Source organism: Xanthobacter sp. 91, assembly GCF_000702385.1.
In the GTDB taxonomy this organism is placed as follows: Bacteria; Pseudomonadota; Alphaproteobacteria; order Rhizobiales; family Xanthobacteraceae; genus Xanthobacter; species Xanthobacter aminoxidans.
Map to the genome: position 1 here is coordinate 4,478,077 of NZ_JNIB01000001.1, position 15,329 is coordinate 4,493,405.

At 68.5% G+C, this 15,329-nt stretch carries 14 protein-coding genes; all 14 read left to right on the forward strand.

Features of this window, described 5'->3' with window-relative positions; translation table 11 throughout:
* Window positions 1-257: 257 nt before the first annotated feature.
* The 14 genes from A37E_RS0120890 to A37E_RS0120955 all read left to right on the forward strand — a co-directional run bounded on the left by A37E_RS0120890 (window position 258) and on the right by A37E_RS0120955 (window position 15,290).
* The gene (locus A37E_RS0120890; protein ID WP_029558409.1) at window positions 258-1,739 is read left to right on the forward strand and encodes a 6-hydroxynicotinate reductase; all 1,482 of its coding nucleotides are present in this window, start codon (window positions 258-260) and stop codon (window positions 1,737-1,739) included.
* A gap of 58 nt (window positions 1,740-1,797) precedes the next feature.
* Window positions 1,798-2,718 carry a UPF0280 family protein gene (locus A37E_RS0120895; protein WP_038194831.1) on the forward strand — a complete coding sequence of 307 codons (921 nt, stop codon included), beginning with the start codon at window positions 1,798-1,800 and terminating at the stop codon, window positions 2,716-2,718.
* Window positions 2,711-3,295 carry an amino acid synthesis family protein gene (locus A37E_RS0120900; RefSeq protein ID WP_029558411.1) on the forward strand — a complete coding sequence of 195 codons (585 nt, stop codon included), beginning with the start codon at window positions 2,711-2,713 and terminating at the stop codon, window positions 3,293-3,295. The genes A37E_RS0120895 and A37E_RS0120900 overlap by 8 nt, the downstream gene beginning before the upstream one ends.
* A complete protein-coding gene (locus A37E_RS0120905; RefSeq protein ID WP_029558412.1) occupies window positions 3,292-3,876 on the forward strand; it encodes an amino acid synthesis family protein in 585 nt (194 codons plus the stop codon). Before A37E_RS0120900 ends, A37E_RS0120905 begins: the two co-directional genes overlap by 4 nt.
* Before the next feature lie 52 nt (window positions 3,877-3,928).
* Window positions 3,929-5,125, forward strand: coding sequence for an ABC transporter substrate-binding protein (locus A37E_RS0120910; RefSeq protein ID WP_029558413.1), 1,197 nt, complete (start codon window positions 3,929-3,931; stop codon window positions 5,123-5,125).
* 310 nt (window positions 5,126-5,435) lie between these two features.
* Window positions 5,436-7,319 (forward strand): ABC transporter permease, encoded by a 1,884-nt coding sequence (locus A37E_RS0120915; protein WP_029558414.1) that lies wholly within the window; start codon window positions 5,436-5,438, stop codon window positions 7,317-7,319.
* Window positions 7,319-8,101, forward strand: coding sequence for an ABC transporter ATP-binding protein (locus tag A37E_RS0120920; RefSeq protein ID WP_029558415.1), 783 nt, complete (start codon window positions 7,319-7,321; stop codon window positions 8,099-8,101). Before A37E_RS0120915 ends, A37E_RS0120920 begins: the two co-directional genes overlap by 1 nt.
* Window positions 8,098-8,802 (forward strand): ABC transporter ATP-binding protein, encoded by a 705-nt coding sequence (locus A37E_RS0120925; RefSeq protein ID WP_024279159.1) that lies wholly within the window; start codon window positions 8,098-8,100, stop codon window positions 8,800-8,802. Before A37E_RS0120920 ends, A37E_RS0120925 begins: the two co-directional genes overlap by 4 nt.
* 117 nt (window positions 8,803-8,919) lie before the next feature.
* On the forward strand, window positions 8,920-9,369 hold the full coding sequence (locus A37E_RS0120930; protein ID WP_051679473.1) for a MarR family transcriptional regulator: 450 nt from the start codon (window positions 8,920-8,922) through the stop codon (window positions 9,367-9,369).
* Window positions 9,370-9,673: 304 nt separating this feature from the next.
* On the forward strand, window positions 9,674-10,237 hold the full coding sequence (gene ahpC / locus A37E_RS0120935) for an alkyl hydroperoxide reductase subunit C (protein ID WP_024279157.1): 564 nt from the start codon (window positions 9,674-9,676) through the stop codon (window positions 10,235-10,237).
* A 167-nt stretch (window positions 10,238-10,404) separates the two neighbouring features.
* The gene (gene ahpF, locus A37E_RS0120940; RefSeq protein ID WP_029558417.1) at window positions 10,405-11,994 is read left to right on the forward strand and encodes an alkyl hydroperoxide reductase subunit F; all 1,590 of its coding nucleotides are present in this window, start codon (window positions 10,405-10,407) and stop codon (window positions 11,992-11,994) included.
* A gap of 38 nt (window positions 11,995-12,032) precedes the next feature.
* On the forward strand, window positions 12,033-12,941 hold the full coding sequence (locus A37E_RS0120945) for a LysR substrate-binding domain-containing protein (protein WP_029558418.1): 909 nt from the start codon (window positions 12,033-12,035) through the stop codon (window positions 12,939-12,941).
* A gap of 154 nt (window positions 12,942-13,095) precedes the next feature.
* Entirely contained in the window at window positions 13,096-14,673 is a 1,578-nt protein-coding gene (locus tag A37E_RS0120950) for an ATP-binding protein (protein ID WP_029558419.1), read from the forward strand.
* Window positions 14,670-15,290, forward strand: a complete 621-nt coding sequence (locus tag A37E_RS0120955; protein ID WP_029558420.1) for a response regulator — start codon at window positions 14,670-14,672, stop codon at window positions 15,288-15,290. The genes A37E_RS0120950 and A37E_RS0120955 overlap by 4 nt, the downstream gene beginning before the upstream one ends.
* Window positions 15,291-15,329: the final 39 nt, after the last annotated feature.

Here is a 15,329-nt window from a genome sequence, read left to right on the forward strand (position 1 = left end):
GGCCCGCCACAGAGTGGATTGTTTCTATACTAATGATCGAGCGTCAAGCGCGGGGGACGCTCAAAACGCAGGCTCCCGGCGGCTGCCCGAAGCGCGAAGACGGCGGGAAAATGCTGCAGGTGCAAAAGAATGGAAGCGATGCTGCCTCTTCGTGCGGCCTGCCCGTTCCTTGTGCTTGACACTCGGGGCTGTCCCGATTTTCATTAGTGTACATATGAAATCGGATGCCCCCGCTGCGGGGCCGGAGCCGGGGTTCCATGGCCGAAGAGTCCACCATCACCGCCCGCGCCGAGGATGACAAGATCCGTTGCGATGCGTGCCCGGTCATGTGCTACATCCGGCCCGGCCTCACCGGCGCCTGCGACCGCTACGCCAACCGCGACGGCGAGCTGATCCGCGTCGATCCCCACATCGTCCTCGATCGCACGCTGGCGCAGGGCGGCAAGGTGGTGCCCTTCGATCGTGGCGGCGACTGGGACGGCCGGCTCGTGGCCGGCGGAGAAGCTTTCGTCACGGCGGTGGGCTCCGGCACCACCTATCCCGACTACAAGCCCGCGCCCTTCATCGTCTCGGCCGAAGTGAACGGCGTGGACATGGTGACGGTCGTCACCGAAGGCATCTTCAGCTACGCCGGCGCCAAGGTGAAGATCGACACCGACCGCTTCATCGGCCCCGAGCAGTCGGCCGTACGTGTGGACGGTGAGGCCGTGGGCCATGTCACCACCTCCGAATACGGCTCGCAGATGCTGTCGCTCGGCGGCGTGCATCACCTCACCGGCGGCTCCAAGAAGGAAGGTCGCGTCACCTGCGAGGCGCTGCTGGAGCTGTGCAACGGCAAGGCGGTGGAACTCGCCATCGACGGGGGCGCCACCCTCGTGGTGCAGGCCGGCAAGGCACCCATCGTCAACGGCGCGGCAGAGGCGCGGATGCGGGTGGGCTGCGGCTCCGCCACCATCGGCATGTTCGCCAAGCAGTGGCACGGCAAGGTGGACGAGGTGGTGGTGGTGGACGACCACATCACCGGCGTTCTCTCCGAGCATCAGGCCGGCAAGCTGCTGGGTATCCGCGACACGGGCATCCGCATGAAGGGGCGCCGCTCCACCCCCGGCCGCTACTTCCAGGTAGCCGAGCCGGGCCTCGGTTGGGGCGGCACCAACATTTCCGATCCGCTCTCCATCCTCGGCGCGTTCGACGCCAAGCTGGCGTGGCCGGGCCTGCGGCTGCTGCTCGTGTCCACCACCGGCGAGCACTATGGCTATTACGTGCTTGACGAGCATCTGGTGCCCGTGGAGACCGAGGTCCCCGCCGATCTCTATCCCTCCGTGGAGCGCATCCGCGAGAATTGCGAGCCGGCGCTCTCCTCCGTGCTGTTCATGGCCGGGGCCGGCGGTTCGCTGCGCGCGGGGGTGACGGAAAATCCGGTGCGGCTCACCCGCTCGGTGAAGGATTCCATCACCCGCGTCACCTGCGGCGGGGCGCCGGTCTATGTCTGGCCGGGCGGCGGCATCACCTTCATGGTGGATGTGACCCACGTGCCGGAGAACGGCTTCGGCTATGTGCCGACCCCGGCGCTGGTGGCGCCCATCGAGTTCACCCTGCCCCTCGCCGCCTATGAGGCGCTCGGCGGCCACATGGACCATGTGCGCCCTGCTGCCTCCGTGATCGAGCGCGAGGCGGTGCGCGAGATGGCGCCCTTCTCCGATATTCCGTGGCCGCTTTCGGCCCGGTCGCAGGGCTGAGATGATGCTGCGCCCCGTCGACATCCCCGCTCCAGCGCCCCGCGTCGCGACGCCCGCGATGCCGGTGCAGCGGCGCCTGCCGCAGGCGGGGCTGCTGGCGGACGGGCGTCGTCTGCATCTGAACGACGGCCCCATCGACCTCGTGATCGAGGCCGATGGCCCGGCGGATGTGGTGGCCGCCGCCTATGGCGCGGCGACCGAACGCCTCGCGGGCCTTCTGGACACGTTGTGCGGCGAACTCTCCCTGCTCCGCCGGCCTGCCTATCCCGGGTCCTGCCCCCTTCAGGGTCCGGTGGCGCGACGCATGTGGGCGGCGGTGTCGCCCCATGCGCGCGCTGGTTTCATCACCCCCATGGCCGCCGTCGCAGGCGCCGTGGCGGAGGAAGTGCTCGCCGCCATGGTGCGGCCGGGCCTCACCCGCGCCTTCGTCAACAATGGCGGCGACATCGCGCTCTATCTCTCGCCCGGCGCCGAGCTGGTGGCGGGCATCGTGGACCGGCCGGACCGGCCGCGCGTGGTGGGCTCCGCCCGTATCGCCGCCGATGGCCCGGTGCGCGGCATCGCCACCTCGGGCTGGCGCGGGCGCAGCTTTTCCCTCGGCATCGCCGATGCCGTGACCGTGCTCGCGCCCAGCGCGGCGGCGGCGGATGCGGCGGCGACCGTCATCGCCAATGCGGTGAACCTGCCGGGCCATCCCGGTATCGTCCGCGTCCCGGCGCGCGAGGTGCTGCCCGACAGTGACCTTGGCCTGCTCAAGGTGACGCGCCACGTGCCTGAACTGACGCCCGCCGAGCGGGACGAGGCGCTGGCCGAAGGCCTCGCCTGCGCCGGCGCGCTGGTGGCGCGCGGCCTCATCACCGCCGCCGCGCTGCACCTGCAGGGCGCCAGCGTCTCCACCTGTCCGGTGGGGGATGCACCCCTGTCATCCCGTCCGATTTCCCTTGCCGCAGAACAAGAAAGAGGCGTCGCCCATGCCTGAGGTCAAGATCCGCAAGCAGGTCCGCATTCTGGAGGAGATCTTCCACGAGGGCGGCCCCGCCGCCGCCACCCCGCGCAAGCGCGGCGCCATCGTGACGGTGATCGAGAACCCCTTCGCCGGCCGCTATGTGGAAGACATCGCCGGCTTCATGGAAGACCTGAAGCCGCTGGGCGCCGCCATGGCCAAGGAACTGCTGGCGGCCCTCGGCGGCGACGCCAAGGCCATCGACGGCTACGGCAAGGGCGCCATCGTCGGCGCCGCCGGCGAGATCGAGCACGGCGCGCTCTGGCACGTGCCGGGCGGCTACGCCATGCGCGAGGCGCTGGGCGATGCCAAGGCCATCGTGCCCTCCACCAAGAAGGTGGGCGGGCCGGGCACCCGGCTCGACGTGCCGGTGACCCATGTGAACGCCTCCTACGTGCGCTCGCATTTCGACGCCATGGAAGTGGGCGTGTCCGACGCCCCCAAGGCCGACGAGATCGCCCTCGTGCTGGTCATGACCTGCGGCCCGCGCGTCCATGCCCGCGTCGGTGGCCTCGCGGCGGAAGCCATCAAGGGCGAGGACGGCCTGCGATGAGCGCGAACATCCGCAAGATCGTCACCATCGTCGAGGAGACGCAGACCGAGATGGGCCGCCCCGTCTCCCCGCCCACCCGGCGCGCGGCGGCCATCGCGGTGATCGAGAATCCGTTCGCCGGCCGCTATGTGGAAGACCTCTCCGACCTCATCGCCATGGGCGAGGAGCTGGGCGGGCTTCTGACGAACAAGGCGGTGGAGGCCCTCGGCATCGAGGGGCCTTCCGCCGAGAGCTACGGCAAGGCGGCGCTGGTGGGCGAGAATGGCGAGCTGGAGCACGCCGCCGCCCTCCTGCACCCCAAGATGGGCGCGCCGGTGCGCGCGGTGCTGGGCAAGGGCGCGGCGCTCATCCCCTCGTCCAAGCGGCGCGGTGGCCTTGGGGCGGAGCTGGACATTCCGCTCGGCCACAAGGATGCGGCCTTCGTGCGCAGCCATTTCGACGGCATGATCGTGAGCGTGTCGGATGCCCCGCGCGCCAACGAGATCGTGGTCGCCGTGGCGGTCACGGATTCCGGACGGCCGCTGCCGCGCGTCGGCGGGCTGAAGAAGGACGAGATCACAGGCGAGGACGGGCTGAGATAGGCCACGCCCCGCGCGCGGACGGTTCACGGGACATCATAAAAGGGGAATGGACATGAAGAAGCTGGTCGCGGCATCCCTCGCCGCTCTCCTCCTCGCCGCAGGCGGGGCGCGGGCGCAGCAGGGCGAGATCAAGGTAGGCGAAATCAATTCCTATTCGGCGCTGCCCGCCTTCCTCGATCCCTATCGCAAGGGGATGGATCTGGCGCTGAAGGAAGTGAACGATGCCGGCGGCATCAAGGGCAAGAAGCTCGTCATCATCTCCAAGGACGATGGCGGCAAGCCGGCCGATGCGCTCACCGCCGCCAACGAGCTGGTCTCGCGCGACGGCGTGGTGATGATCGCCGGCGGCTTCCTCTCCAATGTCGGCCTCGCGCTCGCCGACTTCGCCAAGCAGAAGCAGGTGATGTACTTGGCCGCCGAGCCGCTCACCGACGCGCTCGTCTGGTCCAAGGGCAACGACTACACCTTCCGCCTGCGCACCTCGAACTACATGCAGGCCGCCATGCTGGCGGAAGAGGCGGCGAAGCTCCCGGCCAAGCGCTGGGCGACCATCGCCCCCAACTACGAGTTCGGCCAGTCCTTCGTCGCGGTGTTCAAGGAACTCCTGAAGAAGCGCAAGCCGGACGTGGAGTTCGTGGCCGAGCAGTGGCCGCCGCTGAACAAGATCGACGCCGGCCCGGTGCTCCAGGCCATCGACGCCGCCAATCCCGAGGCCATCCTCAACGCCACCTTCGCCGGCGATCTCGTGAAGCTGGTGCGTGAGGGCAACACCCGCGGCATCTTCAAGAACCGCGTGGTGGTCAGCTATCTCACCGGCGAGCCGGAATATCTCGACCCACTGAAGACCGAGACCCCCGAGGGCTGGATCGTGACCGGCTATCCCTGGTACGGCATCAAGACCGCCGAGCATCAGGCCTTCCTCGACGCCTACCAGCAGCTCCACAAGGACTATCCGCGCCTCGGCTCCATCGTCGGCTACTCGACCGTGAAGTCCATCGCCGCGGCGCTGAAGGCGACCGACGACTACTCCACCGCCGGCCTTCTCAAGGCGATGAAGAACCTCAAGGTCTCCACCCCCTTCGGCGATGTGGTCTACCGGGCGGCCGACCACCAGTCGACCATGGGCGCCTATATCGGCACGACCTCGCAGAAGGACGGGCAGGGCATCATGGTGAACTTCCAGTTCCGTCCCGGCGCCGACTACCTGCCGCCCGAGGCCGAAGCCGCGAAGCTGCGCCCGGCGAACTGAGGCGGATTTTTCCGCCCGTCATGGCCGGGCTTGTCCCGGAAGTCGGCTGTTGCCGACTTCCGCCCTCAAAAACGGAACCCGCAAACATGCGGGTTCCGGCCATCCACGTGGTCCGGCCGGGTATTTCCTTCGCAGGATTATTCCTGCGGCCCGACGTGGATGCCCGGGACAAGCCCGGGCATGACGTACCGAATGCTTGAACAAAGCGCGGGCGGCGCCAGTCAGCCGCCCCCGCATCCGGCCCCGGCCCTCGACGGCGGGCGGCCCAAAAAGATCAAAACTTCCAGCAGGTGAACGAGAGGCTGAAGCCGTGGAATTTCTTCTGGTCCAGGCCCTGAGTGGGCTCGCCAGCGCCGCGTCGCTGTTTCTGGTGGCGTCGGGACTGTCGATCATCTTCGGCGTCACGCGCATCGTGAACTTCGCCCATGGCGCCTTCTACATGCTGGGCGCCTATGTGGCCTACACGCTGACAACGCGCTTTGCCGGCCCGCTGGGCTTCTGGGGCGCCATCGTCGCCGCGGCGATCATCGTCGCTTTGCTCGGCGCACTGATGGAGATGGTGCTGCTACGGCGCATCTATCAGGCGCCCGAACTCTTCCAGCTCCTCGCCACCTTCGGCGTGACGCTCATGGTGCAGGACCTCGTTGTTGTCATCTGGGGGCCGGAAGACCTGCTCGGCCCCCGCGCCCCCGGCTTCACCGGCGCCATCAGCCTGTTCGGCCGCATGGTGCCCACCTACGATCTCTTCATGATGACCCTCGGCCCGGTGGTGCTCGGCATCCTCTGGCTGCTGTTCCACAAGACCCGCTGGGGCGTGCTGGTGCGCGCGGCGACCCAGGACCGCGAGATGGTCGCGGCGCTGGGCGTGAACCAGAAATGGCTGTTCACCGGCGTGTTCGCGCTGGGCGTCTTCCTCGCCGCGCTGGGTGGCGCGCTGCAGATCCCGCGCACCACCGTGACCCACGCCATGGACCTCTCCATCATCGTGGAGGTGTTCGTGGTGGTGGTCATCGGCGGCCTCGGCTCGGTGTTCGGCGCCTTCGTGGCGGCCATCATCGTCGCGGAGCTGAACGCCTTCGGCATTCTCATCCTGCCGCAGATCTCGCTCATCACCGTGTTCCTGGTGATGGCGGTGGTGCTGGTGGTGCGGCCCTGGGGCCTGTTCGGCAAGCCGGAGAGCGCGCCCCGCGCCGCAGCCGGCCTCACCATCCGGCCGTGGCGGCCGTTCACGCAAGTTGAGCGGGCCGGCGTGGTGCTGGTGGTGGTCGCGGTGGCTGCGCTGCCCTTCTTCCTGGGCAACTATGCCCTGACGGTTGGTGCGGAAATCCTCATCTACGTGCTGTTCGCGGCCAGCCTGCACTTCATGATGACGGTGGGCGGCCTCGCCTCCTTCGGCCACGCCGCCTATTTCGGCCTAGGCGCCTATGGCGCGGCCTTCCTGGTGAAATACATGGGCGCGCCCATGGAGGCGGCGCTCATCGTCGGGCCGCTGCTGGGCCTCGCCGGGGCGGTGCTGTTCGGCTGGTTCTGCGTGCGGCTCTCGGGCGTCTATTTCGCCATGCTGACGCTGGCCTTCGCGCAGATCGCCTGGTCCATCGCCTTCCAATGGGTGGACGTGACCGGCGGCGACAACGGCCTGCTCGGCATCTGGCCGGCGACGTGGGCATCGCGTCCGGCCGGCTTCTTCTGGCTTGCGCTGGGCATCGCGGTTGTGGGTGTCGGCGTGCTCAGGATGCTGGTGTTCTCGCCGTTCGGCTATGGGCTGAGGGCGGTGCGCGACAGCGCGCTGCGCTCGGAGGCCATCGGCCTTAACCGGCAGCGGATGCAATGGGCGGCCTTCATCGTCGCCGGCACCTTCGCCGGGCTCGCGGGTGCGCTGTTCGCCTTCCTCAAGGGCTCGGTCTTCCCCGACTACATGGCCATTCCCACCTCGGTGGACGGTCTGGTGATGGTGCTGCTCGGCGGCGTGGAAACCGTCTCCGGCGCGGTGGTGGGCGCGGTGCTCTACAAGGCGCTGGCCATCTGGCTGATGAGCCAGACCGACCTCTCCAAGCTGGTGCTGGGCGGCGTCATCGTCGTCATCGTGCTCGCGTTTCCCAAGGGGGTCGTGGGCTTCATCGAGGATCTGCGCCACCGCTGGCCCCGCAAGGGCAACGGCGCAACCGTTGGCGCCACCAAAGCGGAGGCCGCGTGATGAGCCCGCTGCTCGAAGTCAAAGACCTGATGAAGTCCTATGGCGGCGTCCACGCCGTGCGGGGCGTGTCCTTCACGGTGGAAGCGGGGCAGATGCTCGCCCTCATCGGCCCCAACGGGGCGGGCAAGAGCACCTGCTTCAACATGCTGAACGGCCAGATCCCGCCCGATGCCGGCACGGTGCTGATCGAGGGCCGGGACATCAAGGGCCTGCCGCCGCGCGCCGTGTGGCGTCTCGGCGTCGGCCGCACCTTCCAGATCACCGCCACCTTCGCCTCCATGACGGTGCGCGAGAACGTGCAGGTGGCGCTCCTGTCCTTCCACGGGCGCATCTCCCGCGTGTTCGGCTTCGCCGGCGCGGCCTGCCGGGCGGAGGCGGATGCGCTGCTCGCCCTTGTCGGCCTCACCACGCAGGCGGAGCGGCCGTGCGGCGAGCTGGCCTATGGCGACCTGAAGCGCTTGGAATTGGCGGTGGCGCTGGCCAATGAGCCGCGCCTCCTCCTCATGGACGAGCCCACCGCCGGCATGGCGCCGCGCGAGCGGGTGGAGCTGATGCGCCTCACCGCCGAGATCGCCCGCGCCAAGGGCATCGGCGTGCTCTTCACCGAGCACGACATGGACGTGGTGTTCGAGCACGCCGACGAGGTGATGGTGCTCAACCGCGGCCAGCTCATCGCCCGCGGCACCCCGGCCGAGGTGCGGCGCGACCCGCAGGTCCGCGCCATCTATCTCGGCGAAGGGCTGCTCTACGACGCACGGCACCGCGAGGGGACTGCGGCATGAAACTTCAGGTCTCGAACCTCAACAGCCACTACGGCCCCGCCCACATCCTCTACGACGTGGGCCTCGAGATCGGCGCCGGTGAGGTGGTGGCGCTGCTCGGCCGCAACGGGGCGGGCAAGAGCACGACCTTCCGCTCCATCGTCGGCCTCGTGCCCCAGCGTGCGGGTACGGTGATGTTCGACGGCGCCGACGTCTCGCGCCTGCCGACCTACGAGATCGTGCGGCGCGGCCTCGGCTACGTGCCGGAGGACCGGCGCATCTTCAGCCATCTCACGGTGGAGGAGAATTTCGAGGTGGGCCGGCAGGCGCCGCGCCCCGGCGTCGCCACCTGGACGCCGGACATGCTCTACAAGCTGTTCCCGAACCTCGGCGAGATGCGCAAGCGCCCCGGCGGGCAGATGAGCGGCGGCGAGCAGCAGATGCTCACCATCGGGCGCACCCTGATGGGCAACCCCTCCCTCGTGCTGCTGGACGAGCCGTCCGAGGGCCTCGCGCCCAAGATCGTGGAGCAGATGGCCGACGCCATCCTCGCCATGAAGGGGGAGGGGCTCTCGGTGGTCATCTCCGAGCAGAATTTGCATTTCGCCAAGCTGATCTCGGATCGGGCCTACATCATCGAGAAGGGGCGCATCCGCTTTTCCGGCACCATCGCGGATCTGGAGGCCAATCCGGAAATCCGCGACGCCTATCTGGCGGTCTGAGCCATGGCGTCGGAGCCCAAGGCCCTGCGGACGTCCCGCGCGCCCCGGAAGGTGGCAACGCCCGAGGTGGCCGATGCCACGCCCCCGAAAGCCACGCCCCCCAAATCCACACCCCCCATGCAGGTGCGCCGCCCCGTGCGCCGCTCGCGGGCGAACGCGCCCTATGTGCTGGACGAGCAGGTGGGCTTCATCCTGCGTCAGGTGGGCCAGCGCCATGCCGCCATCTTCGCCGCGCGCATCGGCGACGACCTGACCATGACCCAGTGGGCGGCCCTGTCGAAGCTGGCCGAGACCGGCCCCTGCTCGCAGAATCTGCTCGGGCGTTTGACCGCCATGGATGCCGCCACCATCAAGGGCGTGGTGGACCGCCTCGTGCGCCGCGGCTTCGTGGAGACTCGCCCGGACACCGAGGACGGCCGGCTGCTGGTGGCGGTGCTCACCGCTGCCGGCGAGGAGGCGGTTGCCCGCGCCAGCGTGAACGCCTTCGCCATCACCGAAGAGACGCTGGCGCCGCTGGATGCCGCCGAGCGCGCCATGCTGCTGAAGCTGCTGGACCGGCTGCGGTAGGCGCCCTCCAACGGCGGGATTCGGCACGCGCCTTTCGATCCGCGCGAGCACGGCCGCGCTCCCTCAGGGCCGATGGTAAAATGCGCGCTTCTGTCGCAGCGCGTCAACGTCAGCCGGGCCGTGCGGCCCTCGGCAGCCAACCTCTTGTTTCCCGCGCGAAATCAGGGTTCCTGCGGTCTGATTGATAGAGTGAGACTATCGATATCGCGTAACTTATCTATTTCACATATGGCATCCGCCCCCATATGTTGCACTGCGATGGCTTCGGCCCGTCGTAGCGCAAACACCCCATCGAGGAATTGCCATGTCGCTCGTCAATACTAAGATCAAGCCTTTCACGACGCAGGCTTTCAAGGATGGCAAGTTCATCCAGGTTTCGGACACCGATCTTGCCGGCAAGTGGGCCGTCTTCTTCTTCTATCCGGCCGACTTCACCTTCGTCTGCCCGACCGAGCTGGGCGATCTGGCCGATCATTATGGCGAGTTCCAGAAGCTCGGCGTCGAGATCTACTCGGTCTCCACCGACACCCACTTCACCCACAAGGCGTGGCACGATTCCTCCGAGACCATCGGCAAGGTGAAGTACACCATGCTCGGCGACCCGGCCGGCGTGATCACCAACAACTTCGGCGTCATGCGCGAAGGTCAGGGCCTCGCCGACCGCGGCACCTTCGTGGTGGACCCGAACGGCGTCATCCAGGCCGTGGAAGTCACCGCCGAGGGCATCGGCCGTGACGCCGCCGACCTGTTGCGGAAGATCAAGGCTGCCCAGTACGTCGCCTCCCATCCTGGCGAGGTCTGCCCTGCCAAGTGGCAGGAAGGCGAGAAGACGCTGGCGCCCTCCCTCGATCTCGTCGGCAAGATCTGAGGTTTTACGACCCGATCCGGCCTTGAGGCGTTTGCCTTGAGGCCACACCGGCTCCCGAAAGGGAGGCGCCCCGACCGTCCGCCGCGGCCTTTGGCCAGCGGCGGACGTGGCCCTTTTGTACCCCGCCGGCTCATTGATCCGGCGTGTTTTTCTGCCGGAGGATTGCCATGCTCGACTCTGCCATGAAGACCCAGCTCAAGGCCTATCTGGAGCGCGTGGTCCGCCCCGTCGAAATCACCGCCGCGGTGGATGGCGGGCCGAAGTCGAAGGAAATGAGCGAGCTTCTGGCCGATATCGCCGAGCTGTCCGACAAGATCACCGTGCGGGAGCACCAGGAGCCGGGGGCGCGCGTGCCGTCCTTCTCCCTGTCGAGCCCCGGTCACGACATTTCCCTCACCTTCGCCGGCCTGCCCATGGGCCACGAATTCACCTCCCTCGTGCTGGCGCTGCTCCAGGTGGGCGGCTATCCACCCAAGGTGGAGGAGGCGGTGATCGAGCAGGTGAAGGCGCTCGACGGCGACTTCGTGTTCGAGACCTATTTCTCCCAGTCCTGCCAGAACTGCCCGGACGTGGTGCAGGCGCTGAACCTCATGGCCGTGCTGAACCCGCGGGTGAAGCATGTGGCCGTCGACGGCGCCCTGTTCCAGGCGGAGGTGGACGCGCGGCAGGTGATGAGCGTGCCCACCGTCTATCTCAACGGCGAGGTCTTCGGACAGGGCCGCATGGGCATCGAGGAGATCGTCGCCAAGCTCGACACCGGCGCGGCCGCCCGCGACGCCAAGCGCATGGGCGAGATGAACCGCTTCGACGTGCTGGTGGTGGGCGGTGGCCCGGCCGGCGCGACGGCCGCCATCTATGCCGCCCGCAAGGGCATCCGCACCGGCGTTGCCGCCGAGCGCTTCGGCGGGCAGGTGCTGGACACCATGGCCATCGAGAACTTCATCTCCGTTCCCTACACCGAGGGGCCGAAGCTCGCCGCCGCGCTGGAGCAGCATGTGCGCGAGTATGAGGTGGAGATCCTGAACCTCCAGCGCGCCGTCAAGCTCGTTCCGGGCAAGGACGTGGTGGAGGTGGAGTTCGCCAACGGCGCCAGCCTGCGCTCGCGCACCGTCATCCTCGCCACCGGCGCCCGCTGGCGGCAGATGAACGTGCCCGGCGAGGACGCCTATCGCAACAAGGGCGTGGCCTACTGCCCCCACTGCGACGGCCCGCTGTTCAAGGGCAAGCGCGTGGCGGTCATCGGCGGCGGCAATTCCGGCGTGGAAGCGGCCATCGACCTCGCCGGCATCGTTTCCCATGTCACGCTGATCGAGTTCGACAGCCAGCTGCGCGCCGACGATGTGCTCCAGCGCAAGCTCAAGAGCCTCGCCAACGTCACCATCCTCACCTCCGCCCGCACCACCGAGGTGCTCGGCGACGGCCAGAAGGTGAGCGGCCTCACCTACGAGAACCGCAACACCGGCGACATCCACACGGTGGAGCTGGAAGGCATCTTCGTGCAGATCGGCCTCCTGCCCAACACCGAGTGGCTGAAGGGCGTGGTGAACCTCTCTCCCCGCGGCGAAATCGTCGTGGATGCCCATGGCCAGACCTCGGTGCCCGGCGTGTTCGCGGCCGGCGATTGCACCACCGTGCCCTACAAGCAGATCGTGATCGCGCTGGGCGAAGGGGCGAAGGCCTCGCTCTCCGCCTTCGATCACCTGATCCGCACCAGCGCCCCCGCCGAGGACAAGGAGGCGGCCGTCAGGGCCGCCTGATTGGGCCGCATGACCAGACCGGCGGCGGGCCGGACACCATGACCCTGCGCGAGCTGCAATATCTCCTCGCCCTCGCCGACACCCGCAGCTTCCGCCGGGCGGCGGAGCTGTGCAGTGTCAGCCAGCCCACCCTCTCCACCCAGATCCGCAAGCTGGAGGAGGAGCTGGGCGTTGCCCTCATCGAGCGCACGCCGCGCAAGGCCATGCTCACCCCCGCCGGCCGCGACGCAGTGGAACGCGCGCGGCGCATCCTCACCGAGGTGGAGCAGCTCAAGGAGGCGGCCCACCGCAGCCGCCATGCGGAGGGCGGGGCGCTGAAGCTCGGCGTGTTCCCCACCCTCGGCCCCTACCTGCTTCCCCATGTGGTGCCGCTGATCCGCCAGCGGTTTCCCGAGCTGGAACTGCTGCTGTTCGAGGAGAAAAGCGCCAACCTCATCCAGCGGCTGAACCTCGGCACGCTGGATGCCGCATTCCTCGCGCTGCCGGTGCATGACAGCCATTTCCACAGTGAATTCCTGTTCGAGGAGCCGTTTCTCCTCGCGGTCCCGGGCAGTCACAGCCTCGCCGGGCGGGACACGCTGGGGGTCGCGGAGCTTGCTGGCCAGAACCTGATGCTGCTGGAAGAGGGCCACTGCCTGCGCGACCAGGCGCTGGACGTGTGCCACCAGTCCGGCGCGCGGGAGAAGTCCGAGTTCCGCGCCACCAGCCTGGAAACCCTGCGCCAGATGGTGGCGGCGGGCGTCGGCATCACGCTTCTGCCCATGCTCGCGACGCGCAATCCGGTGCCTCCGGCGCAGAATATCCACCTGCTCGCCTTCTCGGATTCCCGCCCCAGCCGGCAGATCGCGCTGCTCTGGCGCAAGACCTCGGCGCTGGGGCAATTGCTGCATCAGGTGGCCGACATCTGCCGCGGGCTGCCGGAAGACCTGCTGACCCTGCGCCACTGAGCGGCCCTCGATTGTGCCGTTGCGGCACCCCTTACCGGCCGTATTGAAATTTCCGCGCGCACGCCCCTCGTCGATTTCCGCGCCCTTCAACCGGTGCTAGAAGGCTGAAGTTCGAGCCGGCAAATCAGCCCCCAGGGGGAGGGAGGTCGAAGCAGTGATCCGGCGTACCTTCGCGTTCAGGTCCGTCGCTGCTCTCCTTCTGGTCTGGATCGGCCTCGTCGCGGTTTTCGCGATGTTGATGATCCGGAGCAACCTTTCGCGTGCCGATGCGGAGGTCGAGGCCGAGGGAGTCGCCCTGCATCGGCTCCTGTCCCAGCGGGTCGCCCAACACGACGCCCATCTCACCAGCCTCGCCGCGCTGGTGCAGGCGAGCGATCCGCCGCCGGCCGAGACGGTCCGGCAGGTGGCCACGGGCATCATGCGCTATTACCGCCGCATCCTGTCCATCCGGGTGCTGGAGATGACCCCCGATCAGGTCATCGAGACGCTGGTCGCCGTGCCGGGCGAGATGGAGGGCACGGTGATGCCCCGGTTCGCCCAGCTCGTCTTCGGCCAGAGGGCGGGGGAGGCGCGCTATTATGTGGAAGCCGATCACCCCGAGCACTATTTCCTCGGCAAGCGCGCGGGCAGCGACAGGCGCCTCGCCATCATCCTGGAGATCGATCCCAACGGCCTGCTGACGCCGGAGGAGCGGCTCTCCAGCGACCGCATCAGCCTGAGCCTTGGGCCGTACGCGCTGACCGGTCGCCCGCCCGTGGCCGAGCCCGGCGCCTTCGCGACGCTCACCTTCTTCCGCCCGGCGGACAGCACCACCCAGCCGGTCAATCTCGGCATCGAGCGGCCGGTCTCCTTCTACAGGGCCGTCGCCCCGGTGCCGGTCGCGGCCTTCGCCCTGTTCTCGCTCCTCGCCTTGTTCGCCGGGCGGTACACGCTGATCCAGCGGCACGAGGCGCGCCATTCCCAGCAGCTCGCCGCGCTGGCGGAGGAGCGCAGCCGCCTGCTGGAGCGCGAGACGCAGCTCGCCCATGCCGCGCGGGTCAACTCGCTGGGCGAGCTCGCCTCCGGCATCGCCCACGAGCTCACCCAGCCGCTGACCGCCCTGTTGAGCCAGAGCCAGGCGGCGCTGCGCCTGTCCGGTCCAGAGGGCGACCCCGTGCGTCTCTCCGAGGCGCTCGACGCCAATGTGCGGGAGGCGCGCCGGGCCGGTGAGATCCTCCGGCGGATGCGCGACTACATCGCCCGCCGGGCCAGCGAGCGCACGGCGGTGGACATCAGCGACGTGGTGGACGACGCCGCGACCCTCGCCCGCGCCGATCTCGCCCGCCGCGGCATCACGCTGGAACTGGACCTGGAACGCCCCATGCCGCTGGCCAACGCGGACCCGGTGGAGCTGGAGCAGGTGCTGCACAATCTCATCCGCAACGCGGCGGACAGCCTCGAGGAGCGTGACGGATCGGACAAGCGCATCCTGATCCGCACCTTCGATGCCGGCGAGACGGTGGCGATCCGCGTCAGCGATACCGGCAAGGGCATTTCGGCGGAGGTGCTGCCCCGGTTGTTCGAGCCTTTCTTCACCACCAAGAGCGAGGGCATGGGGCTGGGCCTCTCCCTGTGCGCCACGCTGGTGGAGCGGGCGAGCGGCACCATCGAGGCCGAGGCGCGGCCGGGGGAGGGGGCATCCTTCCTCATCAGCCTTCCCGCTTTGGCCGAACGCCGGCTGGCGGCGCAGTGAGCGCTCCCCGCATCTATCTCGTCGATGACGATGCCGCCGTGCGGCAGGCCCTCACGCTGCTGCTCTCCACCTACGGCATGACGGTGGAAGCCTTCGCCGATCCCGAGACCTTCCTCGCCCATGTGGACCCGGAGCGCCCCGGCTGCCTCCTGCTCGACCTGAGGATGCCCATGATCTCCGGCATCCAGCTCAAGGAGAAGCTGGCCGCGCGGGGCATCGACTGGCCGGCGGTGATGATTACCGGCCATGGCGACGTGAACGCCTGCCGCCGGGCCTTCCGCGCCGGGATGGTGGACTTCCTGACCAAGCCGGTGGACGAGCAGGTGCTGCTCGATGCCCTCGGCACCGCCGCCCGCGCACTCGACGCCCTCATGGAGCGGCGCGAGGCGGCTTCCCTCCTCGCCAGCCTCACCGAGCGCGAGCGCGAGGTGCTGGACATGGTGTGCCGCGGCTGGGCGACCAAGGAAGTCGCTGCCGCGCTCAGCGTTTCCCCGCGCACCATCGACGCCCATCGGGCGAACATCGCCGAAAAGCTCGGCACCTCCTCCGTGGCGGATCTCGTGCGGATGACCCTCAACGCCCGCGTCCTAGGTAGTTCTACCGATCCCGCCCGGTGAGGTGACGGATTCAGCGCGCGGCTCTCCCGGCCTAGAGAG

Bases quoted from the DNA above. Each gene is read 5' to 3' on its own strand.
- A37E_RS0120890 (WP_029558409.1), top strand. From the start codon at position 258: ATGGCCGAAGAGTCCACCATCACCGCCCGCGCCGAGGATGACAAGATC.
- A37E_RS0120895 (WP_038194831.1), top strand. From the start codon at position 1,798: ATGCCGGTGCAGCGGCGCCTGCCGCAGGCGGGGCTGCTGGCGGACGGG.
- A37E_RS0120900 (WP_029558411.1), top strand. From the start codon at position 2,711: ATGCCTGAGGTCAAGATCCGCAAGCAGGTCCGCATTCTGGAGGAGATC.
- A37E_RS0120905 (WP_029558412.1), top strand. From the start codon at position 3,292: ATGAGCGCGAACATCCGCAAGATCGTCACCATCGTCGAGGAGACGCAG.
- A37E_RS0120910 (WP_029558413.1), top strand. From the start codon at position 3,929: ATGAAGAAGCTGGTCGCGGCATCCCTCGCCGCTCTCCTCCTCGCCGCA.
- A37E_RS0120920 (WP_029558415.1), top strand. From the start codon at position 7,319: ATGAGCCCGCTGCTCGAAGTCAAAGACCTGATGAAGTCCTATGGCGGC.
- A37E_RS0120925 (WP_024279159.1), top strand. From the start codon at position 8,098: ATGAAACTTCAGGTCTCGAACCTCAACAGCCACTACGGCCCCGCCCAC.
- A37E_RS0120930 (WP_051679473.1), top strand. From the start codon at position 8,920: ATGCAGGTGCGCCGCCCCGTGCGCCGCTCGCGGGCGAACGCGCCCTAT.
- ahpC (WP_024279157.1), top strand. From the start codon at position 9,674: ATGTCGCTCGTCAATACTAAGATCAAGCCTTTCACGACGCAGGCTTTC.
- ahpF (WP_029558417.1), top strand. From the start codon at position 10,405: ATGCTCGACTCTGCCATGAAGACCCAGCTCAAGGCCTATCTGGAGCGC.
- A37E_RS0120945 (WP_029558418.1), top strand. From the start codon at position 12,033: ATGACCCTGCGCGAGCTGCAATATCTCCTCGCCCTCGCCGACACCCGC.